Source organism: Sphingomonas sp. PP-F2F-G114-C0414 (assembly GCF_003688595.1).
Lineage (GTDB): Bacteria > Pseudomonadota > Alphaproteobacteria > Sphingomonadales > Sphingomonadaceae > Sphingomonas.
Genome location: NZ_RCWT01000014.1, coordinates 110,489 through 134,694, shown reverse-complemented (window position 1 = coordinate 134,694; position 24,206 = coordinate 110,489). Strand labels below are relative to the sequence as shown.

Sequence of the window (24,206 nt, the reverse complement as noted above, 5' to 3'; positions counted from 1 at the left end):
CGACAGGAGGAAGAGGGGGCATTCCCGATACGCGGCGACGCTCAAAAGTGGACGCGAACGGTGCCGAACACCTGGCGCGGTGCGGCGGTTTGGAGCGTCGTGTACGTGCCGTTCGGATCGGACGTGACGAAACCGGCGGTCCCGGTCGAGGCGATGTATTTCTTGTCGAACACGTTCGTCAGATTGAACTGGACGTCGAACATGCGGCTGAAGCGATAGCCTGCCGACAGGTTGACGTTGACCGCACCGGGCAGCTTGGCGTCGTTGAGATAGCTGTAATAGCGGGCGCTGCGATAATGCGCGTTGACCCCGCCCCAGATCGTGCCGTCGTCGTAGTTCAGCTCGGCAGTGCCGACGTTCCTGGGTGACGCCACGACCTGCTTGCCCTTGGTGGCGACGAGCGCGCCGCCGAGCGGCTGGACATCATCGTCATAGGTCGCGTCGTTATACGCATAGCTGCCGTAGAGCGACCAGCCGCGCGCGAACTTCCAGTTCGCGGCCGCCTCGACGCCGCGCGACGAGACGCCGCCGACGTTCTGGAGCACGTTCTGGTTGCCGACGATGGTCGCGCTGATCGACGACGCGAGCAGGCGGTTGGTGAACTTCACGTAATAGCCGGTCAGCGACATCTGCAGATCGCCATCGTGGAAACGATAGCCGGCCTCGAACGTGTTGGTCATCTCGGGCTTCAGGCCGCTGCGGATGAAATCGAACCCGGCCTGCGAACTGCTCGAGAACGGGCCGATCGAGGTGGACGCGACGAACGCTGCCATGTTGCGGGTATAGTCCGCGAACACCTCGTTGTTGCCGTCCAGTGTATACAGCGCGCCGACGGTCGGCAGGAACCAATTCTTCGCCTGGATCGAGCCGTCGATCGGCTTCGTGCTGACGACGCTGTGCGCGCGGTTGGTCGACACCACGCCCTTGACGCCCGCGTTCAGCCGCAGCGCGTCGGTCGCCTGCCAAGTGTCGCTGATATCGAGCTGGACGGTGTTCGTGACGTATTCGTTGTAGAAATTGGTCTTGAACGGGTTGGTGTAGAATTGCTGGAACTCGCTCGGCGCGACGCCCTTTTGCAGGCCGTAGAGATACGAACCCTGATCGAAGGCATTGCGTTCGTACCAGATTCCACCCTCGATCTTGTGATCGCCGGCCGCGAACTTGAGGCGCGAGATCACGCCCTTCCGGTTGATCGCGTAGCGGAGCGCGGACACCGAGACGGGCGAGCCGCCAAACGCGGCGGGCGTCGGGTCATAGGGGCTCGCATAGGTGCCGATACCCTTGTCGAGATGGATGTACCCGGTCGTGAAACCGCTCAGCCGGGCCCCGAGCGCATAGTCGAGCTTCTCGTACGCCAGCAGATCGCGCCGGACGCCGCCGCCCTGGTAGATCGTGTCGTCGGCGGCCGCGAACGGTGCCGGCGGGGTGCCGCCGTTCTGGACGATCGTCGCGAGTTGCTCGGCCAGCGCGAAATCGCGGATGTTGTCGAACCTGTAGCCATAGGCCTTGAGGCGGGCGAGCGAGACGTCGTTGTAATCGTCCTCGCGCCGATCGATCAGGTTCAGGAACGTGGTCGAATTGACCGCGTCGCCGAGCGGCTGGACGTATTTTGCGTTGATCTGATCCTGCACCTGCTTGCCCCAGCCACGCCATTTGCCCTGACGGTCATGCGCGTAGGACACCGCCAGCCGCCCGCCCCAGGGCAGCTCGCCGCTGTTGACGCGAGCAAACGAGCGCCACGAATTGGCGCTGCCGTAGCTTTGCTCGAGATCGATGCCGAGTTTGTCGGTGGGGTCGATCGAGGTGAAATCGACGGTGCCGCCGATGTTGCTGGTCGATGCGGTGCCGAGCGCGCCACTACCCTGCGAGAGCGTCGCGGCGCCGTTGTTCTCGCTGAGCAGCGCACGGTTGATCGAAAGGCCGTTGTTGTTGCGGTACTGCATGTTGCCGAGCGGCACGCCGTCGAGCGTGAAGCCCATCTGGTCGGTGAGGAAGCCGCGGATCGAGAGCTGCGTCGCCGCCTCGTACGTGCCGTGCGCGTCGGAGGAGTCGAAGTTCACGCCGGGCAACCTGCCGAGCGAGCGCAACGGCGACGAGCCGCCGGTCAGCTTCGCCATCGCCTTGGCGGACACCGTCTGGACCTGGCGGGACTGGCCCTGGCCGAGCACGACGATATCCTGGCCGGGCGTACTGGCGGTCGCAGCGTCGATGGAGTCCTGCGGCGTTTCGACCGGGGTCACCTTCAGCGATATCATCGAGGGGGTTTCCTCGGCGATCATCAGCCCCTGCCCCGCGATCAGACGGCGGAGCGCTTCTTCGCGCGTGAACCGACCGCGCAGCGCTGCCGCACGCCGATTGGCGACGGCATCGTAGGGAAAGCTGACATGCACACCCGCTTGCCGCGCGAACGCGTTGAGCGCGGTCGCGGTGTCGGACGCCTTGATGTCGAACGCGACGCTTGCCGCCTGCGTTTGCGCACTGGCGGCAACGGGAATCGCCACCACCGCCATGATGGCCGTCGTCGTCAGAAACTTGAACATGAAATCCCCGCATCGCACCGTGTGTCGGAGCAGGGATGGATGAGCGCGGACAAACCGCCATCGACCGCGAAAATAAACTTTACGCGCGGGTCAGGACTATCCCTCCGGCCCGGCCTGCGGTCGCGCGGATGCCGAACGAACTACGCAGCGCGCGCAGGAATTCTGCCGGCCTGGTGGTCGCGAAACTGCCGCCCACCCGGAGGCGCGACAACGCGGGGTCGCCGATCACGATCTTGTTCGGCAGGTACCGGTTCATTTCCGCGACCGCATAGTCGAGGCTTTCGCCGTTGAGCACCAGCGTGTCGTGCTGCCACGCGGTGACCCCGCCGATATCGTCACGTGCCTGGATGCTGACCTGCCCTGCCGTGACGAGCGCGACTTCGCCCGAACCGATGCGCAGCGTCGATCCATCGGCAATACCGCCCGCCAGCACCGCCAGCTCGCACCCCGCACCGCGCAGCCGGACGTTGTACGTACCGGGATCGAGCTGGAACTGCCCCCCCGGCGTCAGCAACTGCAGGCGGTGGTCGGCAGCCAGCCGCAGCGCGATCTCGCCGCGGTCGAGCCAGAGCCGCGCAGGCGTTCCGTTGCGCCAGTAGACGCGACTATCGGTATTCAGATCGAGCAAGATGCCGGGCGTCACCGCGACCGCCATCCGCTGACCGACCCGGGTCTCCGCCATATCGCGCGCCGCAGCGCGGTAGGCGATGCCCCCGCCGACCGCGGCAACGGCTACGATCGAGCCGGCAGCACGCAGGAGCTGGCGCCGGTTCGGCCGCGCGACGGTTTTCGCCGCGGGCTGCGTTTCAAGCGAAGCCCTCGTCTTACCCCGTGTACCACGCAGGCCATCGAGATCGCGCCACGTACCGGCGACCTCTGCAAAGGCTATGGCATGGCGGATATCGGCGTCGCGCCACGCCTCGAATGCCGCGACGTCCGCCGATCCCGCGTCGAGCGCGGCCAGCCAGCCGGCAGCCTCGTCGGTCAGGTCGGCATGACGCTGCGGAATGTCGGAACGGCCTGGCACGCTTCCTCCGCCTGCGCTTCGTTATCGCGCCGGGCTCTCGTGATGAGCGCCAGCCCCTTAGCGATATGCTTTTCCACGGTCGAGACCGATATGCATAGCGCATCGGCGATGTCACCCGGCGGCATCCCCTCGACCTTCCGCATGCGCAGGACGCGCGAGCATTGCGCAGGCAGCGCGTCGATCAGGTCGAGCAGGCGTTGCAATTCGGATCGTCCCGACGCGATTGCAAAGGCGTCGGGCGCCGGGTCCGCGACACCCCGCATGTCGAGCGACGCGAGCATGTCGATCCGCACCACGTTCGCGCGACGCAGTCGTTCGAGCGCAAGATTGTGCACGATCGTCAGGACGAAGCCGCGCGGCGTGACGATCGCGCGATAGTCAGGCGTTTTCAGAACGCGTGCATAGGCGTCCTGGACCAGATCCTCGGCGTTGTCGCGGCCGCACAGATACGCTGCCTTCGCGCGATAGGCCGCCGCATGCGGCAGCACCTCGGCGAGAAACCAGCGGTCGATGTCACGCAGCCAGCTCAACACATGCTCCAGAAGCCATGCTGCGCCGCCTAGCCCGGTATTCTTACACGACGGGGACAGCGTCATGGGTCGGGTCGAACGTAGCCCTCCGCTGATGCCTTGCGGCTGTACGCTCGCCCCCCGTCAGACGCCCCATACCCGGCCATTGGGGCGCACTCTGCCGCTCCCCAGCTTCGGCCGTCCGCTCAAGGGCTCGACGCGTTCGAGAACACGTTCATCACGATGACGCCGGCAATGATCAGGCCCATGCCAAATACAGCAGCAGCATCGAGCTTTTGACCCTGGAATGCCCATGCAGCCGCCGAAATCAGGACGATGCCGGCGCCTGACCAGATAGCGTACGCAATGCCTGTCGGTATCGTTCGAAGGGTCAGCGACAGGCAGTAGAAGGCAATACCGTAGCCGATGACGGTAACAATCGTCCAAGGCATGCGGGTAAAACCATTCGACTGCTTCATTGCCGTCGTGGCACAAACCTCGGAGACGATCGCGATTGCTAGCATGAGATAGTTCATGCACGATCCGCTAGCACACCGAATGCGGCCAATCCCCAATCGATCTCCAGATCGGTTCCTCCGGCGGCACGAACCGGACGTGTGGATTAGACCTGCCTACGCGACTGCTCTCGTCGACAGGCCTACATGACATTTCTGTCATTTTGGGTTTACGTGCCCCCGCCAGCCGGGTTAGGGACGCGCTTCGCAAGGGTGGCAAGGTGATGATGCGGAAGGCTATTTTTCTTTCCGTGGGCGCGTGCCTGCCGCTGTTGGCGGCGTGCAACCGGCACCAGTCGACGCTGGCGCCGTTCGGCGAAGAGGCGGACAAGGTCCTCTCGATCACCATCGTTCTGGTCATCGGCGCGATCATTCTCGCGGGCGGGCTCGCGTTGCTGATGCGCCACGCCATGCGCGCGCCGGAAGGTCGGCTGACTCACAAGGGCGGGATGAAGCTGGTGCTGTGGCTCGGCGGCATCGGTCCTTCGATCCTGCTGCTGGGCCTGGTGCTCTACGCCCTGCCCGCGATGCGGCCGCGCGAGGTGGCCAACGGCGACCTGCGCATCCGGGTCGAGGGCGAACAGTTCTGGTGGCGCGTCCGCTATGCGCCGCCGGGCGGATCGGTGGTCGAGACCGCGAACGAACTTCGACTCCCCGTTGGCCGCACGGTCGAACTGTCGCTCCGCAGCCCCGACGTCATCCACAGCTTCTGGGTGCCGGGTCTCGCTGGGAAAATGGACATGATCCCCGGCCGCACCAACCGGCTCGTCGTCCGCGCGACCAAGGCGGGGACGTACCGCGGAGTCTGCGCCGAGTTCTGCGGGCTCGGCCACGCGCTGATGGCGTTCGACGTGATCGCGATGGAGCCGGCCGCATTCGAGCGCTGGCTCGCCGAGCAGCGCAAGCCCGCCGTCCTCACCGCGTCGCCCGGCGCGCGCCTGTTTGCGAGCTATGGCTGTAGCGGTTGCCACAGCGTCCGCGGCGTCGGCCCGGTCGCGAAGATCGGCCCCGACCTGACGCACTTCGGCTCGCGCCCGACGCTCGCCGCGGGCGTGTTGCCGATGACGCATGCCAACATCGCCGGGTTCGTACGCGATCCGGCCAAGACCAAGCCCGGCGTGCGGATGCCCGCCTTCCCGCAGATGTCAGCCGCCGAAGCCGACCAGATCGCAAGCTACCTTCAGGGGCTCAAATGACCACCGAGAGCACCCAATATATCGCGCCCGACCAGAATGACCCCGCGGTGCGGAAAGGCCAGGAAGATCGTCTGCGGGAAGTCTGGAAGCCGCCCACCGGCTGGTTCTTCCGCTGGACCGACGTCAACAACAACCGGATCGGCGTGTGGTACACGCTGACGGCGTTCGGCTTCATGCTGTTCGCGGGTGTGCTAGCGCTGATCATGCGGACGCAGCTGGCAGTGCCGAACAACGATCTCGTCACGGCGAACACGTTCAATCAGCTGTTCACGCTGCACGGCTCGATGATGATGTTCCTGTTCGCGGTGCCGATGTTCGAGGCGGTGTCGATCATCCTGTTGCCGCAACTGCTCGGCGCGCGCGACCTGCCGTTTCCGCGGCTGTCGGGGTTCGGCTATTGGAGCTTCCTGATCGGCGGCGTGTTCGTGTCGGGCTCGATCTTCTTCGACGCGGCACCCGATGGCGGCTGGTTCATGTACCCGCCGCTGACGACGCGGACCGACCTGAGCGGGCTCGGCGCGGACATCTGGATGCTTGGGCTGAGCTTCATCGAAGTGTCGTCGGTAGCGGCGGCAGTTGAGCTGATCGTCGGCGTGCTGAAATGCCGCCCGCCTGGCATGCGGCTTAACCTGATGCCGCTCTACGCCTGGTACATCCTGGTGGTCGCGGTGATGATCCTGTTCGCGTTCCCGCCGCTGATCGCGGGCGACGTGCTGTTCGAGATGGAGCGGCTGTTGAACTGGCCGTTCTTCAACGCGGAGAAGGGCGGCGATCCCCTGCTGTGGCAGCACCTGTTCTGGATCTTCGGGCATCCGGAAGTCTACATCGTCTTCCTGCCGTCGATCGCGCTGTTCGCGATGCTGATCCCGACGTTCGCGCAACGGCATCTGCTCGGCTATCCGTGGATCGTGCTGGCCGCGGTCGGGACGGCGTTCCTGAGCTTCGGACTGTGGGTCCACCACATGTTTACGACCGGGCTGCCGAAGATCAGCCTCGCCTTCTTCGCGGCGGCATCGGAAGCGGTGGCGATCCCGACCGGCGTCCAGATCTTCGTGTTCATCGCGACGCTCTGGGCGGGCAACGTGAAGAAATCGACGCCGTTGCTTTATGCGAGCGGGAGCTTGGCGGTGTTCGTGATCGGCGGCCTGACCGGCGTGATGGTCGCGGTCGCCCCGTTCGACTGGCAGGCGCACGACACCTATTTCATCGTCGCGCATCTCCACTACGTGCTGATCGGCGGCACGCTGCTGCCGCTGTTCGCCGGGCTCTATTATTACTGGCCGCTGGTGACGGGGAAGAAGCTGTCGGACCGGCTCGGGCGGATCGCGTTCTGGATCATGTTCGTCGGCATGAACCTGACCTTCTTCCCGATGCACCTGTCGGGCCTGCTGGGCATGCCGCGGCGCGTGTTCACCTATCCGGAGGAACTCGGCATCGGCGGACTCAACCTCGCCTCGACCGCGGGTTCGTACATGTTCGCAACTGGCGTGCTGATCGTCTGCATCGACCTCGCGCTGTCGCCGCGTCGTCCGAAGGCGCCGCGCAACCCGTGGAACGCCGGCACGCTCGAATGGCTCGCACTGCCCGACGACGAGGATTGGGGCATCCGCTCGGTCCCGCTGATCGAGAGCCGCTATCCGATCTGGGACCAGAAGAACTTCGTCCAGAAGGTCGACGAGGGTCGCTTCTTCCTGCCCGACGCGGAGGAGATGCGGCGCGAGTCGATCATCACGACCGTGCTCGATGCTCGCCCCCTCCAGGTGATCCGCTTGGGTACCCCGAGCGTGAAGCCGATGATGACCGCGGTCGCGCTGGCCGGCGTGTTCATCCTGACGACGTACCACCTCTATATCTGGTCGGCGGTCAGCGGCGTCGCGACGCTCGCGTGCGTGCTGTGGTGGCTGTGGACCGGCACCGCCGAGATCCCCGAAAAGCCGACCAAGCATATCGGCCACGGCATCGAAGTGCCGCTCTACACCTCGGGGCCGTCGGCGCCGGGTTGGTGGGCGATGTTCATCACGATGATGGCGGACGCGACCGCGTTCTCCGGCCTCGTGTTCGGCTATTTCTTCTTCTGGACGATCCACAATGATTTTCCGCCGAGCGGCGTCGGGCTGAACGGACCGGGCGTGTTCTGGCCGATGGTCGCGCTGGCGCTGACGCTCACCGGCTGGGCCGCGACCGTCGGCGCGCGCGAAGTGCACCGGCGCGGCAATGTCGGTGCGGGTCGCGCGCTGCTGGTGGTCGGGATCGTCGCGACGTTGTCGAGCCTGTTCGCAGGGCTCGCGGGACCGTGGTATTCGGGGCTCGATCCCGAACTCCACGTCTATCCCGCGATCGTCTGGACGCTGGCGATCTGGACCGCGGTCCACGCCGCGATCGGAGTCATCATGCAGGCCTACACGCTCGCGCGCAGCCTCGCAGGCAAGATGACGCCGGTCTATGACGCCGACCTGCGCAACATCACCGTGTACAACCATTTCCTCGCGCTGACGGGCATCGTGACGTTCTGCACGATCGGCCTGTTCCCGGGTGTCGCATGAAGAAACATTGGGCCCGCGACCTGAAAGTGACGCTGTGGACGCTGATCGTCCCGCCGACGATCTGGGCCGTGCATTTCCTGTTCTGTTACCTGTGGGTGGCAGTGACCTGCGCGAAATCCTCGACCCCGGGGACGGCGTTGACCGGCTTCCCGCTGGCGACGCTGATCGCGACGATCGTCGCGCTGCTGGGGATCGTCGCGGCGGGCTATATCGCGCGTGTCCAATCGGAGACGCCCGGCGATCCCGCCCCACACGAACAGGGCACCGCGATCGATCGCCTCCGCTTCCTCGCGCTGTCGACGCGGTTGCTGGCGGGGCTGAGCTTCGTCGCGGTGATCTTCACGGCCTTGCCGGTCATCATGTTCGGCGACTGCCGATGAGACGCGCGAGCCTCGTCCTGGGCGCCGTGCTCGTCCCGCTCGGCTGGGCCTTCGCCGCGGCGCCGCTCGGGATGGTCGGTCACATGGCGGGTCACATGATAGCGGTCGCCGTCGCCGCGCCGTTCCTCGCCTACGGGGTCGCCGGCAGCCGCTTCGACCCAGCCGAGCGCTGGCCCGCAATCGTCACCCCGCTCGCGATGTCGCTCGTCGAACTCGTCATCGTCTGGCTCTGGCACCTCCCCGCACTGCGGCTCCGCGTCGACATGCAGCCGCTCGCGCTGCTCATCGAGCAAGCGAGCTTCCTCATCGCCGGCGTCCTCCTCTGGAGCGCGGTGCTTGGCACCCGCGTCGGCGGCGCCACCGACCGCCGCGCCTCTGGCGTCGCGGCATTGCTGCTGACATCGATGCACATGACGCTGCTCGGCGCATTGATCGGCCTCGCCCCGCGACCGCTCTACGCGATGATGGCCCAAATGTCGGCGATGCACCCGGCGATCCACGGCCTCGATGCCCTCGAAGACCAGCAACTCGGCGGCGTCGTCATGCTGATGGTCGGCGCGGCGAGCTATTTCATCGGCGGGCTCGCGATGCTCGGCGGACTGTTGAAGACACGGAGCGCGACCGCATGACGATCCGGATTACCTGGGCGCGCGCCGCCGCCGCGATTCTCGCGCTGGCACTCGCCGGACTGTTGTTCGCCTGGTCGGGCGTGTTCAACATCGCCGCGTCGTCGGGCCATTGGAAGATCACCGACTGGTTCCTCCACTGGACGATGCGCAACTCGGTCCGCACCTACGCTGCCGTCACCGCCCCCGACGATCCCAAGGCGAACGAGGGTCTCGTCAGCGCCGCCGGCCTGTTCAAGGCAAGCTGCGCCTCGTGCCACGGCGCCCCCGGCGTTCGTCCGCTCCCGGTAATGCAGGCGGCGACGCCCCCTGCCCCCAACCTCGCGGTCAACGCGCGCGAGTGGACCGACAAGCAGATCTTCTGGATCCTCAAGCACGGCGTCAAATACACCGGCATGCCCGGCTGGGCCGCCAAGGACCGCGACGACGAAGTCCGCCGCATGGTCGCGTTCGTCCGCCTGCTGCCGGAAATGTCGCCCGCGACCTATCGCTCGCTGACCGAAGTGCCGGGCGTCACCGATGCCAGGATTGCCACCTGCGTAGGCTGCCACGGCGCAGATGGGCGTGGTCGCGGCCAGCCCGACATGCCCGTTCTTGGCGGCCAGAGCCCCGCGTATCTCCGCGCCGCGTTGGAAGCCTATGCAACCGGCAAGCGCCAGAGCGCGGTGATGGCGAACGCCGCCGCGACGCTGACACCCGAGGACATGACGCGCCTCGCGGATCACTTCGCGGCGATGCCGGGGATCGGCGGCGTCACGCCGTCGGGATCGACCGCGGCTGCCCGGATCGACCGCGAAGGGCTGCCGAAGGCGCAACTCCCCGCCTGCGCGAGCTGCCACGCACCCGGCAAGCCCTACCCCGTGCTCACCGGCCAGCGCGCCAGCTACATCGCGCAACGCCTCCGTAACTGGCGCGGCGACGAGACGCTGGTGGACGCGCGCAAATCGCAGTCGACGATGCCGGTCATCGCCCGTCGCATCCCCGAGGACATGATCGACCCGCTTGCGCAGTATTTTGCGGGTCGCTGAATTACCGCAGAGGCGATGCGGTCGCCCCTTGCACGCAAGGCGTTTGCCTCGTGCCCACGGATGCCCGCCATCATAGTTTCAGCGCTCGATCCTTAGCGGCAGTCTCAATGCGGCCCCACTTCCAGACATTCGGGGCGGCAGCGCCCTTCCCGCCTCTGGACGTTCGTTCAGCCTTAGCATGGATAGCTTTTGCCCGCCCGTTCGGTGAGGCAAAGGCGTACTACGCCTGGTCCGAGATAGGCTGTGAGCTTTGTGGGACCCGGGCCGACGCTGGTGGTGCGCACCGACGTCTCGTCCATATCTCTTCTGGCGGCGGTGCGCCGCTCTTCGGCACCGGCCGATCTACTACTTCTGCGCACCGAGACCCACTCGCGGACACTCAGATCGCTCTTCCCCGCATCCCAACTTCGGCAACTCGTTCATCCAGTTGGGCCGCAGCGCGCAGCGGCCGATCAGCTGCCTGGACGGTCTGAAAGGCGAGGATAGCAATCGGCCCGCTTCGACCGGATCAATGCTGAACTGCTGAACGTCATCGAGACGTGATCCGCGCCGGCGATGGCGAACGGCATCGACACTTCGGCACCGAGCGAGCATCGTCCCGGGCAGCATGCAGATCGACAGCAAAGACCGGGCAATGCCCGCCACGACCCGCGCCGAGCTATCCCGCTGCCGATGGGCGCAGAGCGACCCGTTACTTGCGGCGTATCACGACGCCGAATGGGGCGTGCCCGAACGCGACCCGCGCGCGCTGTGGGAAAAGCTGATGCTCGACGGATTCCAGGCCGGGCTGGCCTGGATCACGATCCTGCGCAAACGCGACGCATTCCGGGCTGCTTTCGCAGACTTCGATCCGGACATCGTCGCGCGGTTCGGCGAGCCGGATATCGTGACGATGCTTGGCAACGCCGGTATCGTCCGCTCCCGCGCCAAGATCGCGGCGACGATCGGCAATGCCCGCGCCTATCTCGCGATGCGCGACGCCGGCGAGGATTTCGGTGGCTTCGTCTGGAGTTTCGTCGATGGTACGCCGGTGATCGGCGACGGTGCCAAGGCGCTGACCCGCTCGCCTGCCTCCGAAGCCCTATCCGCGGCGCTCAAGCAGCGCGGGTTCAAGTTCGTCGGCCCTGTCATCGTCTACGCCTGGATGCAGGCCTGCGGTCTCGTGAACGACCACGAGACATGCTGTTTCCGTCGAGCCGGATCATGAATGCGCCACCGCCGCGATTTGGCCGCCACTCTCGTGCAGGGGCCGTACGGACCATCGCTGTGCGCTATCCCGGCTGGACGATCGCCGCGACGATGACGGCTTCCAGGAACACCGTTGAGGCGACCGCGCGATAATGCCGCTGACGCTGTTCGCGTCACGCCCTTTCTTCGTGACGCTGCTGCTGTACGGCGCGCTGGGCGGATTGCTGGTGTTGCTGCCGTATCGGTTATTCGTCGGCGGCGGATATACACTGACTAGGCGGGTTTCGCGTTGCTCCCTTTCTCGATCATGATCGCCACCGCGTCCCGCTTTGCCGGACGACTGAGCGAGCGGATTGGCCCGCGCTGGCCGCCGACGATCAGGCCAATCGTTACCGGGGTGGGCTTCGCGCCGATGACGACCGTCGACCCTAGGGCCCGCTTTTGGGGCAACGTGCTGCCAGGCCTCGTGGTGATCGCGCTCGGGATGCCGCGCGGTCGCTCCGCTCACGACCGCGATACGACCAATTTTGACGCCCGGCTATCTGCTCGCGATGTCTCAATAAGAAAGAAAACGGCCTGTCCGCGATTGGGAAGGCGGATGGCGTTAGCGGACGTCACATGACGCTGCGGCCTTTCTCAAAAGGGATCAAGCTTCAGGAAACGTAACGGGCACAGAATAGTCCCACGGGCGCGTCCTCAAACCGCCGGCGCAGCGATAATCTGACGCGACGAATACGTCCTCAGCTGGACTGGCACGCTCCTCTCCGTGTCGCCTTACGGCGGAGCAGCAAGCCACCAACTATAAGGACAATCACGATACCTACCGGCATCTGTACCAGCCAGAACCTGTCATCGCTGCCAAGATTCCAAGGCCAAGCATGACAGCTTCAGGCACCTGGCGAATATCCACATGCCAGATTTGACAGGTAAACGTAGAACAGGATCGCACAGCCGCCGACAAAGGCCGACAAGGCAAAAAGGAGATTGGACAGGAGCCGCATGTCGACGGTCTGCTACAGCGCGACTACTACGGCAAGGGTATGCTGTCTTGATAGGGGCGGCAGTACACAAGACACGTCCGCTCAGATGACGCAGACACCTGTTCGTCCTCTTCGTCGCTTGTTCAAAAACGAACCCCTAGCGGGACAGTCGCCTAGGCGATCGACCGAGCCGTCCGCCCCCCCCTTTTTTTTCCGAAGCTGTTCCTCATTGCTCTTTCCCGAAATAGGCTGTCAGAGATGGAGAAACGGTAAAGATCGCGCTTAACGAATGGCCGTTATCGGGAGCCCGGATCGCCAGCTTGGATATCTGGGTGTGGGCGAACGCACCTCACGGTCGCACCCAGGCTCGCGGCATTCGATGGCCTCGACCGCGTGGTCCGGATCGGCAGCTTCTCCAAATCGCTCTCCGCGGCCGTCCGTTGCGGCCATATCGTAGCGCGGACAGACTGGATCGAGGCGCTTGCCGATCTGCGGATCGCGACGTCGATGTCGGGCCACCCGGCCCGCCATCCAGATCGCCAACGCACTGCGCCTCGGGATCGTCTACTGCCTTCTGCTTCAGGTCCTGCCTCTGCGCGGCCACCCCAGGAAACAGCATGTCGGGATCGATCTTGTAGGTACGGATCAGGCGAACCACCCAGGCATAATGGCGTGCGCCTGCGTCGCAGCTGTTGCTGCCGCCGTCGCTCTCGCCCCACACCTCGCGCCACGGCATCCGCGCTTCCTGGGTAAGGATGGTTCGAAATGCGCCGACTTCGCCCTCGCCCTGAATATAGGCAATGGCTCGCGGCCCGTTACGAACGACGCGAAAGTCACGGATGCGGAAGCGCGCCTCCGGCCGCGCATCACTGTGGTGCAGCACGTTCAGGATGGCCGTACGTTCGGGGCTGCCCGGCGCGGGCGTGACGACGGTGGCTCCGCTTGCAGGTGCCATGACGACGGCGAGAAGCAACGTCGCAGTGTTGACCAGAAGGGAAGAAATCATACCGTCTGTTCGTATCAGACTTCAGGCGGCGGTGGACCGGCCTTGATGCGATCGTGCCGGGGCTTTCGGTCGCTGCGATTCGCATCGCTCTCCCGGTAGCGATGCCGTACAGCCAAGGCCCCAACTCCTCTTGCTCGACAGGCTTCCATGCACGGGCTCCGCTTTCTTGCCGGGATGCGTTTCCTTCTAGCGCTGCCAGCGAGCGCGACTGCCGCAGCCGAGACGATGTATGAAGGGATGGTCGGCACCGCCCGCGTCGTCCTGTCGATCGAGCAAAACGAGGGGGAGGTGTCCGGCCAGTATTTCTACCGGACGTCGCGGCTCGACATCGATCTATCCGGCAAGATGGCGGGTACCACCCCGCGTCTGGAATCGCGGACGACGGGCGATCAACTGGTCCTGACCCGGCAGGGGGCCAATCTTACCGGTGCGCCGACAACGTCGAAGGGGCAGCGCCTGCCGGTGAGTCTGCATCCGGCGGGAGTTCCGGTCGGGCTGCCAGACGACCTGCCGCCCAAGTTGACCGCCTATGAGCGCTGGCATTTCGCCGGGCTCAGCTTCACGCCCGCGCAAAGCGAGACGATCGGCGGCAAGACCATTCGCTGGTACCGCGAGCCGCAGTCCGGCATCCGACTGTTCCGGCTCGAACGCGGCTATGCTGTGCCGGCAATGGCCGCGGTCAACCATGCGCTTGCCCGCAGCCAATGGCAGAATGTGGCAGCGTGGTTCGCCTGTACCGACATGGGCGGGAAGCCCGGCATCGAGGTGACGCAGGCCGGCAAGCCTTGGCTCGGTGTCAATCACATGAGCTATGTGTGGACCACGAGCTGGAGTTGTGCCGGCGCCGCGCATCCGGATTTCGGAACCCAGGGCTACAGCTATGACATGCGCACCGGGCACGCGCTGACGCTGGACGAGTTGCTGCACTTCGGATCGGGTCCCATTCCTGATGAAGACAGCGACGCCTGGTACAAATATCGCGGCAAAAGCTTCGGTCCCGGCGTGGTCGTGTTGCTCAAGCGCTATCACCCAGACGAGATGGCGCCGCCGGGCACGAGCGATGACGACTGCAATTATGCGGACCCGGAGGTGTGGCAATTCCCAGCCTGGGCTCTGTCGGACAAGGGACTGTGGCTCGGCGCCTATTTCGCACGAGCGCAGCGGCCGTGCGACAGCCCGGATTGGGCCATCATTCCCTGGTCCGCGCTGGACCTCCCTGCCGGCAAGCAACCCTAGTGGACAGCTTGCCGTGCTGCACGAGTGCTTCTCCGCTGACTTGGCCTGATGGCAACGCAGTTGATACCCCTAGGACGTCTTTAGCGTACCCCAGAATACCCCCACCAAGCCTCCGCTTGGCGGAGACACGATGGAACGGTGCGAGACTACCGAACGAGAAAAAGCACGGCTAATCTGTGCTGTGTAGGACAGCATGAGGCCGGTTGATCTAGGAAGTTGGCGGAGAGGGTGGGATTCGAACCCACGGTACCCTCGCGGGTACGCCGCATTTCGAGTGCGGTACATTCGACCACTCTGCCACCTCTCCGCAGGTCATCCAAGGCGCTGCGAACAGTTCCTCCGATCGGTCGAAGCGCGGCCTCTAATGAAGTGCCCCTGGGGACGCAAGCGGATTTCGAGGTTCGGGGAACCGTCGGGCGCGTTTTCCTTGTGCGGCGCAAAACAGACCCTAAATTGGCGGATATGCCCCGACACGACAGTATCGCTCACGACATCACCGGCCCGCTTATTCCGGCCGAGGTGATCGCACCGCCGATCTCGCATGCGAATTTCTCGATCGGCGACGTCGTGCGGCACCGATTGTTCGACTTTCGCGGCGTGATCTTCGACGTCGACCCCGTGTTTGCGAACAGCGACGAATGGTATGCGGCGATTCCCGAGGACATTCGTCCGCGCAAGGATCAGCCGTTCTACCATCTGCTCGCGGAGAACATGGAGTCGAGCTACGTCGCCTATGTCAGCCAGCAGAACCTGGTGCCGGACGATAGCGACGAGCCGGTCGACCATCCGGCGATCGACGGGTTGTTCAGTGAATATGCCGATGGGCGGTACGCGCTGCGCCAGGTTCATCGGCACTAGAGGCGAATCGCGCTCCGTCATGCCGGGCTTGTTCCGGCATCCACCGTTGCACTTGATCATCGGCCGTCGATTCGCGGAACCGTGGTTCCCGGAACAAGTCCGGGGTGACGGAGTGGCGGTGATTGCCCTACCTAAACCACCCTTTCCCGCCCCTTCGCGGTTGACAACTCTCCCCCCCTCGCTTAGCTGCCCGGCTTCTCCCGGCGGACCCTGCGTCCGTGGGGTACATGTATTTGGAAAGTGACAAGGGCCATGTTCGCAGTCGTGCGCACGGGCGGCAAGCAGTATCGCGTCGCCGCCGGAGATAAGATCGTCATCGAGAAGATCGAGGGCGATGCAGGTGCGTCGGTGACGCTGGGTGACGTTCTGCTGGCGGGCGAAGGCTCCGAGCTGCGGTCCGTCGAGGGCTTCGTCGTCGCTGCAGAGATCATCGCGCAGGCGAAGGCGGACAAGGTCATCGTCTTCAAGAAGCGTCGTCGTCATAACTATCGTCGTAAGAACGGCCATCGCCAGCAGCATACGATCCTGAAGATCGTGTCCGTGGGTGGCCAGACCGCCAAGCAGACCGAGGCTGATGCCCCGGCCGCTCAGGCATAAGGAGTAGCTTCAGATGGCACATAAGAAAGCAGGCGGCTCTTCGCGCAACGGTCGCGATTCGGCTGGTCGTCGCCTCGGCGTCAAGAAGTTCGGTGGCCAGGCGTGCGTCGCCGGCAACATTCTCGTGCGTCAGCGCGGGACGAAGTTCTACCCAGGCACGAACGTCGGCATCGGTACCGACCATACGCTGTTCGCGCTGGTCGATGGCCGCGTCGTGTTCAGCCAAGGCAAACTCGGGCGCAAGTTCTGCTCGGTCGAACTGGCAGCGAACGACACTGCCGATATGGCAGCAGCAGCCGAATAACATAGGGTAACCATCCGGGTTGCCCACCAGGGTGACCCGGGTCGCGAAAGCGAACCTGAACAAGGGAGACGGGTCACCCCGGCTCCCTTTTTTATTGCTCCCTCCACGCGGCTGTCGCGGTCCCGTCATCCCGACGTGGCATGCGCGCAGCCAATGACGCGATAGGAGAGAGCCGTGTTCGCGCGCACCAAGAGACTGACATTGCGGCCGGGTTGGCCGGAAGATGCGCCTGCACTGGCGCGGGCGATCGGCCATGAGTCGGTGGTCGCCAAGCTGGCGCGAGCGCCTTGGCCGTATGCGCTGGGGGACGCCGAGGCGTTCCTGGCGCAGCCGCGTGGGCCGCACGACCCACATTTCATGATCGAGACGATGGGGGCGGGTACGCCGCGACTCGTCGGCGGGATCGGTATCCGCGCGGCGGATGCGGGGCATGAACTCGGCTATTGGCTGGCGCCCGATGCCTGGGGCCGCGGGTATGCGACCGAGGCTGGCGAGGCGGTGGTGGCGATGGCGCGGCACGCGCTCGGCTTGCGGCGGCTGGATGCGTTTCATTTCGTGGATAACCCGGCATCGGGACGCGTGCTGGCGAAGCTCGGGTTTCGGCCGACCGGGCGGGTCGAGGCTCGGACCTCGCGGGGGCGTGGGGGTGAGGCTCCGGCGGTGATGTTCGAGCTGGATCTGGATGACGACCGATGTGCGCCGATGCCTTTGGCGGCTTGATTCGTAAACCCGTCGCTGCACAATCGCACACCACCCCGGCGAAGGCCGGGGCCCAATTGGAAAGGTCGCAGTAACGGAGCGCTGACCTCCGTTAGCAACGTCCCCCAATTGGGCCCCGGCCTTCGCCGGGGTGGTGCCTTAGTTTAGGTGAGTTGCTACTCTAGCAATAGCTGTTCCCCCGCGAAGGCGGGGGTCCAGGAATCACGGGCAGTGGCGTTTGGTATCCTGGGCTCCCGCCTTCGCGGGAGAACTAGGACGTAAGAGGGAAGCTTGCCAGCCGAGGTTCAGGCCACCGCCGCCACCCGCTTCGCAACCGGAAGCACTGCCGCCTCATACTCGCTCTCCGCTAGCCCAATCAGCGCGCGATCATCATGCTTCCACGGGTGGAACCCCGGCAGGAAATACGCGGCCCAGACGCCCGCGATCTTGCGCGCCATTCCCGGATTACCGAACGCGTACCACGCCATCCGCGCCCACACCTTCGGTCCGGTAAGCCCGTCCTGCCGCAACAGTTCCGCCATTCCCCGTGCGCGTCCGGTGAAGAACCGCCACGTCGTGATCAGCATCACCATCGACTTCACCCGCCAGCGCGTAAACCGCGGCCAGTCCCGAGTCGCGTGCAGCCATGTGTCGTAGGCGACACCCTTGTGCTCGATCTCCTCCGCCGCATGCCACAGCCAGAGCGCCGCCGCCTGCTGGTCGCCGCCCGCGAGGTGCTTCGGATTCGCGATCAGTTCGTGCGCCAGCATCGCGGTGAAATGCTCGAGCGCGGTGGTGGCGGCGAGGCTCGCGATCTCGGGACGGCCCTTGGTCAGCGCCAGTGCAGCGTCGACATCGACGATCAACGGCGCGACGTCGTAGCCCTGGTCGGTGACGTGGCGGTTGAACGCGACGTGCTCGCGGGTGTGGATCACCTCCTGCTTGATGAAGGCGTTGATCTCCGCGTGGAGTTTCGGCGGCGTGCCCTCGCGAAACTTCCGCACGCTGTCGACGAAATAGCCCTCGCCCTTCGGAAACGTCACCGACAGCGCGTTGTAGAACGCCGTCGCGACGGCATCGTCGTTCAGCCACCAGCGGCGAATCGCGGCACCGCGGCCGAAGCGGCGGTCGCGCGGGGTGATCGTCAGATCGGCAGGCGTGGTTGCTTTCGCCACGGAAACCTCCAAACAGGAATGAACACTCGTTACTTACATTGATGTAAATAGGTTTCCCGGTCCGTGACGTCAACACCGCGCAAGCGCCTCTCCCCCACCGAATCGCGTGAAGCCGCCGTCGAGGCTGCGCGAGCCCTCCTTGTCGAGAGTGGGCCTAGCGCCGTCACGCTAAAGGCCGTGGCAGGCCGGGTCGGGCGCACGCACGCCAATCTGCTCCACCATTTCGGCTCGGCCGAAGCGCTGCATACCGCGCTGATCACGCGGATGGCGGCGGACATCGTCGGCACTATAGGTGCAGCGGTTCTCCGCGTGCGGGCAGGCGAGCTGGACCCGCGTGAGGTTGTCGAGATGACCTTCGACGCGTTCGGCAAGGGCGGCGCGGGGGCGCTGGCGAGCTGGATGATCCTCTCGGGCAATACCAATGCGCTCGACCCGATCCTGACCGCGATCCACGATCTTGTCGATGAACTGGCGGAGGGTGACATGCCCGGCGATCAGCCGATCCAGGAACAGACTCTGACGCTCGTGCTGATGGCGCTCGGCGATGCGCTGATGGGGGCACCGATGGCGCGCGCGCTGGGGCTGCCGGTCGGCAAGGCACGCGAACTCGCGCTCGACGCACTGCTCGCCAGCAAGGACGCCGCCGCCCCTGCCCGCTGCTAAGCGCACCGGATCAGGGCTCGAATCGCGATCCGAATCGCAGAGGGTGGAGATTTTCGCCAATTTCGCTATGGGGCGGCGATGCATTTTCTAGACCAAGCCAAGATCTACGTACGTTCGGGTGAGGGCGGCCCCGGTGCCGTCAGCTTCCGCCGCGAGAAATATATCGAATATGGCGGCCCCGATGGCGGCAATGGCGGCAAAGGCGGCGACATCGTGTTCGAATGCATCGCCGGCCTGAACACGCTGATCGACTTCCGCTACACGCAGCATTTCCGCGCGCCCCGCGGCTCGGGCGGGTCGGGCTCGAACCGCACCGGCGCGGGCGGCAAGGACCTCGTCATCCGCGTTCCGCTCGGCACGCAGGTGCTGTCGGAGGACAAGGAAGAGGTGCTGATCGACTTCACCGAGGTCGGCCAGCGCGAAGTGCTGTTCCGCGGCGGCGATGGTGGGCGCGGCAATGCGAGCTACAAGACGTCGACCAACCGCACGCCGCGCCAGCACGGCACCGGCTGGCCGTTCGGCGAGGCATGGGTCTGGCTGCGGCTGAAGCTGCTCGCCGACGCGGGTCTCGTCGGCCTGCCGAATGCGGGGAAGTCGACCTTCATCAACCAGGTGACGAACGCGCAGGCCAAGGTCGGCGAATACGCCTTCACGACGACGCGGCCACAGCTGGGCGTGGTGCGGCACAAGCAGCGGGAGTTCGTGGTCGCGGATATTCCGGGGCTGATCCAGGGTGCTGCCGAGGGCGCGGGGATCGGCGATCGATTCTTGGGGCATATCGAGCGGTGCCGGGTGCTGCTGCATCTGGTCGATGCGAACGACCGTGACGTGGCCGAATCGTACCGGATCGTGCGCGACGAGCTGGAGAATTACGGCGAGGGGCTCACCGACAAGAAGGTGATCGTCGCGCTGAACAAGATCGACATGCTCGATCCCGAGCTGATCGCGGCGCTGTCGGCGGAACTGGCCGAGGCGAGCGGCGCCGAGGTAATGGCGATTTCGGGCGCGAGCGGCGCGGGGATCGAAGCGGTGCTGGACCAGCTTATCGAGGCGATCGGGCCCGCTCCGGGCGCGGCGAAGGAATTGGAAGAAGGCGAAGTGCCGGTCGCATGGTCGCCGCTCTGATTCTTGAAGTCCTCTCCCCTGCGGGGAGAGGGTTGGGTGAGGGGCTGTTCCAGGTGGAGCACTGCTTGGCGGCCCCTCACCCCGGCCCTCTCCCCGACGGGGAGAGGGAGCAGTGATGTTTCCGCCTTCGTCTTGCGCGCGGCTGATCGTGAAGATCGGGTCGGCGTTGCTGGTCGATCCTGATGGGAGCGTTCGGCGGGAGTGGCTGACCGGTCTCGTTGCCGACATTGCTGCTCGGACTGGTGAAGGCCAGCAGGTTGCAATTGTGTCGTCTGGCGCGATTGCCTTAGGCGCGCGCCGGCTTGGTCTTTCGAAGGGCGGCCGGGCGAGCCTCGAAGATGCGCAGGCCGCCGCGGCGACCGGCCAGATCGCGCTTAGCCAGGTCTGGGCCGAACTGCTCGCCGCGCAAGGGCTTAACGCGGCCCAGATCCTCGTCACGCTGGACGATCTCGAAGACCGGCGACGCTATCTCAACGCCGCCGCGACGCTCAACCGGCTGCTGTCCCTCAAAGTCGTGCCAGTCATCAACGAGAACGACAGCGTCGCGACCGAGGAAATTCGGTTCGGCGACAATGACCGTCTCGCCGCCCGCGTTGCGCAAGCCGCCGGCGCGCAGGGCGTGATCCTGCTGTCCGACGTCGACGGGCTCTACACCGCCAATCCGCATGCCGATCCGTCCGCGACGCATATCGCCAGCGTGCCGCGGATCAATGCGGTTGCGGGGATGGCGGACGACGGTTCGGGCTCGGGGATGGGCTCGGGCGGGATGGCGTCGAAGATTGCCGCGGCGCGGATCGCGACGGGTGCGGGCATTCCACTGGCAATCGCTTCGGGGCGGATCGAGCATCCGCTGTCCACCCCTGCCCGCCACACGATCTTTACTGCCGAGCGGACGGCGTCTGCGCGGAAGGCCTGGCTGGCGGGGGGGCTAACCGCGAAGGGGGCGATCCATGTCGATGCGGGGGCTGCGGCTGCACTTGGACGGGGGCGGAGTTTGCTTGCCACCGGCGCGACGCGGATCGACGGGGGTTTCGCGCGGGGCGATCTGGTGACGATCGAGGGGCCGGGCGGGACTGTCGCACGGGGGCTTGCGGAATATGATGCGGCGGATACCGCGCGCTTGCTCGGCCGCCATAGCGACGATCATGCGGCGATCCTTGGCTATGCTCCAAGATCCGCACTCGTGCACCGCAATCATCTGGCGCTCGTATGATCGGCCGGGCCTTGTTCACCCGCGAAGGCGGGTGCCCAGTCTGGGCACCCGCCTTCGCGGGTGAACATACTTCTTATGCTACCTCGGGAGCGCCGTCATGATCCTGGCCATCACTGGCGGCACCGGGTTCGTCGGCAGCCACCTGATCGACCACGCGCTAGAGACCGGTCACATTGTCCGTGCGCTCGCCCGGAAACCGCAGGCCAAGCGGATCGGCGTGACCTGGATCGAAGGCGCGCTTGATCGGCCTAAGAGCCTCGCGACGCTGGTCGAGGGCGCGGACGTGGTCATCCACGTCGCCGGTGTCGTCAACGCGCCCAACCGTGCGGGGTTCGGCAAGGGCAATGTCGCCGGCACCGAAGGCATCCTCCAGGCAACGCGGGCGGCGGGCATCCGCCGCTTCGTCCACGTCTCCTCGCTTGCCGCGCGAGAGCCGACGCTGTCGAACTATGGCTGGTCGAAGGCCGAGGCGGAAACGCGTGTGCAGACATCGGGGCTGGACTGGACGATCGTCCGCCCACCCGCGATCTTCGGCCCGCGCGACCACGAGCTGCTGGACGTCTTCAAGGCGGCACGTTCCGGCTACATCCCGATGCCCCCGGCCGGCACGCGCGTCTCGCTGCTGTACGTCGAGGACCTGACCGCGCTGCTGCTCGCGCTCGCCGAGAGTGTCGATGCGCCGTCGATCATGGAGCCCGACGACGGCGTGCCGAACGGCTGGGACAACCGTGACTTCGCGCGTGCGATCGGCGTGGCAGTCGGCAAGTCGGTCAAGGTCTTCTCGACACCTCGCGCGCTGCTCAAACTCGCCTCCGCCGCCGACCGGCTCGTCCGGCGTCGCAAGGCGAAGCTTACGCGCGACCGGGTGAGCTATTTCTGCCACCCCGACTGGGTCTCGCACAAGCCGCCGTCGGCCGCGCTGTGGACGCCGTCCGTCCCGACCCCGCAGGCGCTCGTGCAAACCGCGGCGTGGTATCGCGCCGCCGGGCTGCTATAGCGCCGAAAAGCCGCCGCAATTCCCTGTCAGGGATCGCTGCGACACCGAAGGGATTATCATGAGCGACCGTCAGCAGATCTACGACACCGTCACCGCGCAGATCGAGCCGTTCAACAAAAAGGGCGTTGCCCTCGCCGATGCGACGACGTTCCAGGGCGACCTGGAGTGGGACAGCCTAACCGTCATGGATTTCGTCGCCGCGATTGAGGATGAGTTCGACATCATCATCACGATGAACATGCAGGCCGAGATCGAGACGGTCGGCCAGCTGGTCGACGCGGTCGCGAAGTTGAAGGCCTGACCCCCCTTGCCGTTCGTGCCGAGTAGGGATCGAGCGTAGCCGAGATCCCGTATCGAGGTACATGTCCTTCGATACGCCATCTCGACACGCTCGACGGCTACTCGGGACGAACGGTTAGGATACACATTCCAACCTCATGGAATCCTTAGAATGACCGAAGCCGCCACCACCGCCCACGCCCTCCCCGTCGACGCGCCGGAGGTCGCCCCCGAACGCGACCTCATGTCGAAATTCGACGCGCTGATCGCCGAACGCGAGGCGCTGATCGCCAGTGGCGTGCGCAATCCGTTCGCGATCGTGATGGACGAGGTGAAGTCGCCGACCGAGGCGGTGATCCGCGGCAAGGACACGATTCTGCTCGGCACGTACAATTACATGGGCATGACGTTCGATCCCGACGTCATCCAGGCGGGCAAGGATGCGCTCGACGCGTTCGGGTCGGGCACCAACGGCAGCCGAATGCTCAACGGCACGTTCCACGATCACATCGACGTCGAGCAGGCGCTCCGCGAATTCTACGACGTGACCGGCGCGATCGTGTTCTCGACCGGGTACATGGCCAATCTCGGGATCATCTCGACGCTCGCCGGCAAGGGCGAATACGTCATCCTCGACGCCGACAGCCACGCGTCGATCTACGACGGCTGCAAGCAGGGCAATGCCGAGATCGTCCGCTTCCGCCACAACGACGTCACGGATCTCGACAAGCGGCTCGGCCGCCTGCCGAAGGACGCCGGCAAGCTGGTGGTGCTCGAAGGCGTCTATTCGATGCTCGGCGACATCGCCCCGCTGAAGGAGATGGTCGCGGTCGCCAAGAAGCATGGCTGCATGGTACTGGTCGATGAGGCGCATTCGATGGGCTTCTTCGGCCCCAATGGTCGCGGCGTGTACGAGGAGATGGGCCTCACCGACGAGGTCGATTTCGTCGTCGGCACCTTCTCGAAGTCGGTCGGCACGGTCGGCGGGTTCGTCGTGTCGAACCATCCGAAGTTCGAGATGGTGCGGTTCGCGTGCCGTCCGTACATCTTCACCGCATCGCTGCCGCCGTCGGTCGTCGCCACCGCGGCGACCTCGATCCGCAAGCTGATGACCGCGCACGACAAGCGCGCGCAGCTCTGGAAGAACGCGCGCCGGCTGCACGGCGGGCTCAAGGCGATGGGGTTCAAGCTCGGCACCGAGACGTCCGATTCGGCGATCATTGCGGTGATCCTGACCGACCAGGAACAGGCGATCGCGATCTGGCAGTCGCTGCTCGAGGGTGGTCTCTACGTCAACATGGCGCGCCCGCCCGCGACGCCGGCGGGGACGTTCCTGCTGCGGTGCTCACTGTGTGCGGAACATACCGACGAGCAGATCACGACGATCCTCGGGATGTTCGAGACCGCTGGCCGCGTCGTCGGCGTGATCGGCTAAGCCTCGTTCCTCCTCTAAAGTGGAGGATTGAAACACCGGTGAAATGTTGGGGCCGCACCGGTCCTCCGAGTCATTGCGCGTTGGCAA

General features: G+C 65.3%; 25 protein-coding genes and 1 tRNA gene. 19 read left to right on the top strand and 7 right to left on the bottom strand.

What is annotated here, in order from left to right; genetic code table 11:
- Nucleotides 1–41: 41 nt before the first annotated feature.
- From C8J47_RS16695 to C8J47_RS16680, 4 genes are all read right to left on the bottom strand, one after another.
- The gene (locus C8J47_RS16695) at nt 42–2,540 is read right to left on the bottom strand and encodes a TonB-dependent receptor (protein ID WP_121886611.1); all 2,499 of its coding nucleotides are present in this window, start codon (nt 2,538–2,540) and stop codon (nt 42–44) included.
- A gap of 79 nt (nt 2,541–2,619) precedes the next feature.
- Entirely contained in the window at nt 2,620–3,567 is a 948-nt protein-coding gene (locus C8J47_RS16690) for a FecR domain-containing protein (RefSeq protein WP_121886610.1), read from the bottom strand.
- Nucleotides 3,525–4,163, bottom strand: a complete 639-nt coding sequence (locus C8J47_RS16685) for an RNA polymerase sigma factor (protein WP_259467610.1) — start codon at nt 4,161–4,163, stop codon at nt 3,525–3,527. Before C8J47_RS16685 ends, C8J47_RS16690 begins: the two co-directional genes overlap by 43 nt.
- Before the next feature lie 119 nt (nt 4,164–4,282).
- Complete coding sequence (locus C8J47_RS16680; protein WP_121886609.1) at nt 4,283–4,612, bottom strand: multidrug efflux SMR transporter; 330 nt, start codon at nt 4,610–4,612, stop codon at nt 4,283–4,285.
- Nucleotides 4,613–4,818: 206 nt separating this feature from the next.
- On the opposite strand from C8J47_RS16680, the gene coxB reads away from it, so the two are divergent.
- From coxB to C8J47_RS19620, 8 genes are all read left to right on the top strand, one after another.
- Nucleotides 4,819–5,787, top strand: a complete 969-nt coding sequence (gene coxB, locus C8J47_RS16675) for a cytochrome c oxidase subunit II (protein WP_121886659.1) — start codon at nt 4,819–4,821, stop codon at nt 5,785–5,787.
- Complete coding sequence (gene ctaD / locus C8J47_RS16670; RefSeq protein WP_121886608.1) at nt 5,784–8,330, top strand: cytochrome c oxidase subunit I; 2,547 nt, start codon at nt 5,784–5,786, stop codon at nt 8,328–8,330. The genes coxB and ctaD overlap by 4 nt, the downstream gene beginning before the upstream one ends.
- Nucleotides 8,327–8,710: a hypothetical protein gene (locus C8J47_RS16665; protein WP_121886607.1), complete on the top strand. Its 384-nt coding sequence runs from the start codon at nt 8,327–8,329 to the stop codon at nt 8,708–8,710. The genes ctaD and C8J47_RS16665 overlap by 4 nt, the downstream gene beginning before the upstream one ends.
- Nucleotides 8,707–9,339, top strand: coding sequence for a cytochrome c oxidase assembly protein (locus tag C8J47_RS16660; RefSeq protein ID WP_121886606.1), 633 nt, complete (start codon nt 8,707–8,709; stop codon nt 9,337–9,339). Before C8J47_RS16665 ends, C8J47_RS16660 begins: the two co-directional genes overlap by 4 nt.
- Nucleotides 9,336–10,364: a c-type cytochrome gene (locus tag C8J47_RS16655; protein WP_121886605.1), complete on the top strand. Its 1,029-nt coding sequence runs from the start codon at nt 9,336–9,338 to the stop codon at nt 10,362–10,364. Before C8J47_RS16660 ends, C8J47_RS16655 begins: the two co-directional genes overlap by 4 nt.
- 607 nt (nt 10,365–10,971) lie before the next feature.
- Nucleotides 10,972–11,571: a DNA-3-methyladenine glycosylase I gene (locus C8J47_RS16650; protein WP_259467609.1), complete on the top strand. Its 600-nt coding sequence runs from the start codon at nt 10,972–10,974 to the stop codon at nt 11,569–11,571.
- A 133-nt stretch (nt 11,572–11,704) separates the two neighbouring features.
- Nucleotides 11,705–11,863 (top strand): hypothetical protein, encoded by a 159-nt coding sequence (locus tag C8J47_RS19625; protein WP_259466918.1) that lies wholly within the window; start codon nt 11,705–11,707, stop codon nt 11,861–11,863.
- A complete protein-coding gene (locus C8J47_RS19620; protein ID WP_259467608.1) occupies nt 11,860–12,174 on the top strand; it encodes a hypothetical protein in 315 nt (104 codons plus the stop codon). Before C8J47_RS19625 ends, C8J47_RS19620 begins: the two co-directional genes overlap by 4 nt.
- Nucleotides 12,175–12,881: 707 nt before the next feature.
- On the opposite strand, the gene C8J47_RS19740 is transcribed toward C8J47_RS19620, so the two are convergent.
- Nucleotides 12,882–13,538: a hypothetical protein gene (locus tag C8J47_RS19740; RefSeq protein WP_183129153.1), complete on the bottom strand. Its 657-nt coding sequence runs from the start codon at nt 13,536–13,538 to the stop codon at nt 12,882–12,884.
- 174 nt (nt 13,539–13,712) lie between these two features.
- Here C8J47_RS19740 and C8J47_RS16635 point away from each other — a divergent pair, with 174 nt between their 5' ends.
- A complete protein-coding gene (locus tag C8J47_RS16635) occupies nt 13,713–14,774 on the top strand; it encodes a hypothetical protein (protein ID WP_121886604.1) in 1,062 nt (353 codons plus the stop codon).
- A gap of 217 nt (nt 14,775–14,991) precedes the next feature.
- Here the strand turns inward: C8J47_RS16635 and C8J47_RS16630 are convergent.
- Nucleotides 14,992–15,081 (bottom strand) — tRNA-Ser (locus tag C8J47_RS16630).
- Nucleotides 15,082–15,236: 155 nt separating this feature from the next.
- Here C8J47_RS16630 and hspQ point away from each other — a divergent pair.
- From hspQ to C8J47_RS16610, 4 genes are all read left to right on the top strand, one after another.
- Nucleotides 15,237–15,632 (top strand): heat shock protein HspQ, encoded by a 396-nt coding sequence (gene hspQ / locus C8J47_RS16625; RefSeq protein WP_056055845.1) that lies wholly within the window; start codon nt 15,237–15,239, stop codon nt 15,630–15,632.
- A 252-nt stretch (nt 15,633–15,884) separates the two neighbouring features.
- Nucleotides 15,885–16,229, top strand: a complete 345-nt coding sequence (gene rplU / locus C8J47_RS16620) for a 50S ribosomal protein L21 (protein WP_056065957.1) — start codon at nt 15,885–15,887, stop codon at nt 16,227–16,229.
- A gap of 13 nt (nt 16,230–16,242) precedes the next feature.
- Entirely contained in the window at nt 16,243–16,533 is a 291-nt protein-coding gene (gene rpmA, locus C8J47_RS16615) for a 50S ribosomal protein L27 (RefSeq protein ID WP_056055842.1), read from the top strand.
- A gap of 174 nt (nt 16,534–16,707) precedes the next feature.
- Nucleotides 16,708–17,253, top strand: a complete 546-nt coding sequence (locus tag C8J47_RS16610) for a GNAT family N-acetyltransferase (protein WP_259467607.1) — start codon at nt 16,708–16,710, stop codon at nt 17,251–17,253.
- A 284-nt stretch (nt 17,254–17,537) separates the two neighbouring features.
- On the opposite strand, the gene C8J47_RS16605 is transcribed toward C8J47_RS16610, so the two are convergent.
- A complete protein-coding gene (locus C8J47_RS16605) occupies nt 17,538–18,407 on the bottom strand; it encodes a metal-dependent hydrolase (protein WP_121886656.1) in 870 nt (289 codons plus the stop codon).
- 63 nt (nt 18,408–18,470) lie between these two features.
- On the opposite strand from C8J47_RS16605, the gene C8J47_RS16600 reads away from it, so the two are divergent.
- The 6 genes from C8J47_RS16600 to spt all read left to right on the top strand — a co-directional run bounded on the left by C8J47_RS16600 (nt 18,471) and on the right by spt (nt 24,119).
- Nucleotides 18,471–19,070 (top strand): TetR/AcrR family transcriptional regulator, encoded by a 600-nt coding sequence (locus C8J47_RS16600; protein WP_056055838.1) that lies wholly within the window; start codon nt 18,471–18,473, stop codon nt 19,068–19,070.
- 78 nt (nt 19,071–19,148) lie between these two features.
- A complete protein-coding gene (gene obgE, locus C8J47_RS16595; protein ID WP_056055836.1) occupies nt 19,149–20,195 on the top strand; it encodes a GTPase ObgE in 1,047 nt (348 codons plus the stop codon).
- 115 nt (nt 20,196–20,310) lie between these two features.
- On the top strand, nt 20,311–21,408 hold the full coding sequence (gene proB / locus C8J47_RS16590; RefSeq protein WP_121886603.1) for a glutamate 5-kinase: 1,098 nt from the start codon (nt 20,311–20,313) through the stop codon (nt 21,406–21,408).
- A gap of 97 nt (nt 21,409–21,505) precedes the next feature.
- The gene (locus C8J47_RS16585) at nt 21,506–22,405 is read left to right on the top strand and encodes an NAD(P)-dependent oxidoreductase (protein WP_121886602.1); all 900 of its coding nucleotides are present in this window, start codon (nt 21,506–21,508) and stop codon (nt 22,403–22,405) included.
- Between the two features lie 58 nt (nt 22,406–22,463).
- Entirely contained in the window at nt 22,464–22,706 is a 243-nt protein-coding gene (locus tag C8J47_RS16580) for an acyl carrier protein (RefSeq protein ID WP_056055832.1), read from the top strand.
- Nucleotides 22,707–22,856: 150 nt separating this feature from the next.
- Nucleotides 22,857–24,119 (top strand): serine palmitoyltransferase, encoded by a 1,263-nt coding sequence (gene spt, locus C8J47_RS16575; RefSeq protein WP_121886601.1) that lies wholly within the window; start codon nt 22,857–22,859, stop codon nt 24,117–24,119.
- Nucleotides 24,120–24,206: the final 87 nt, after the last annotated feature.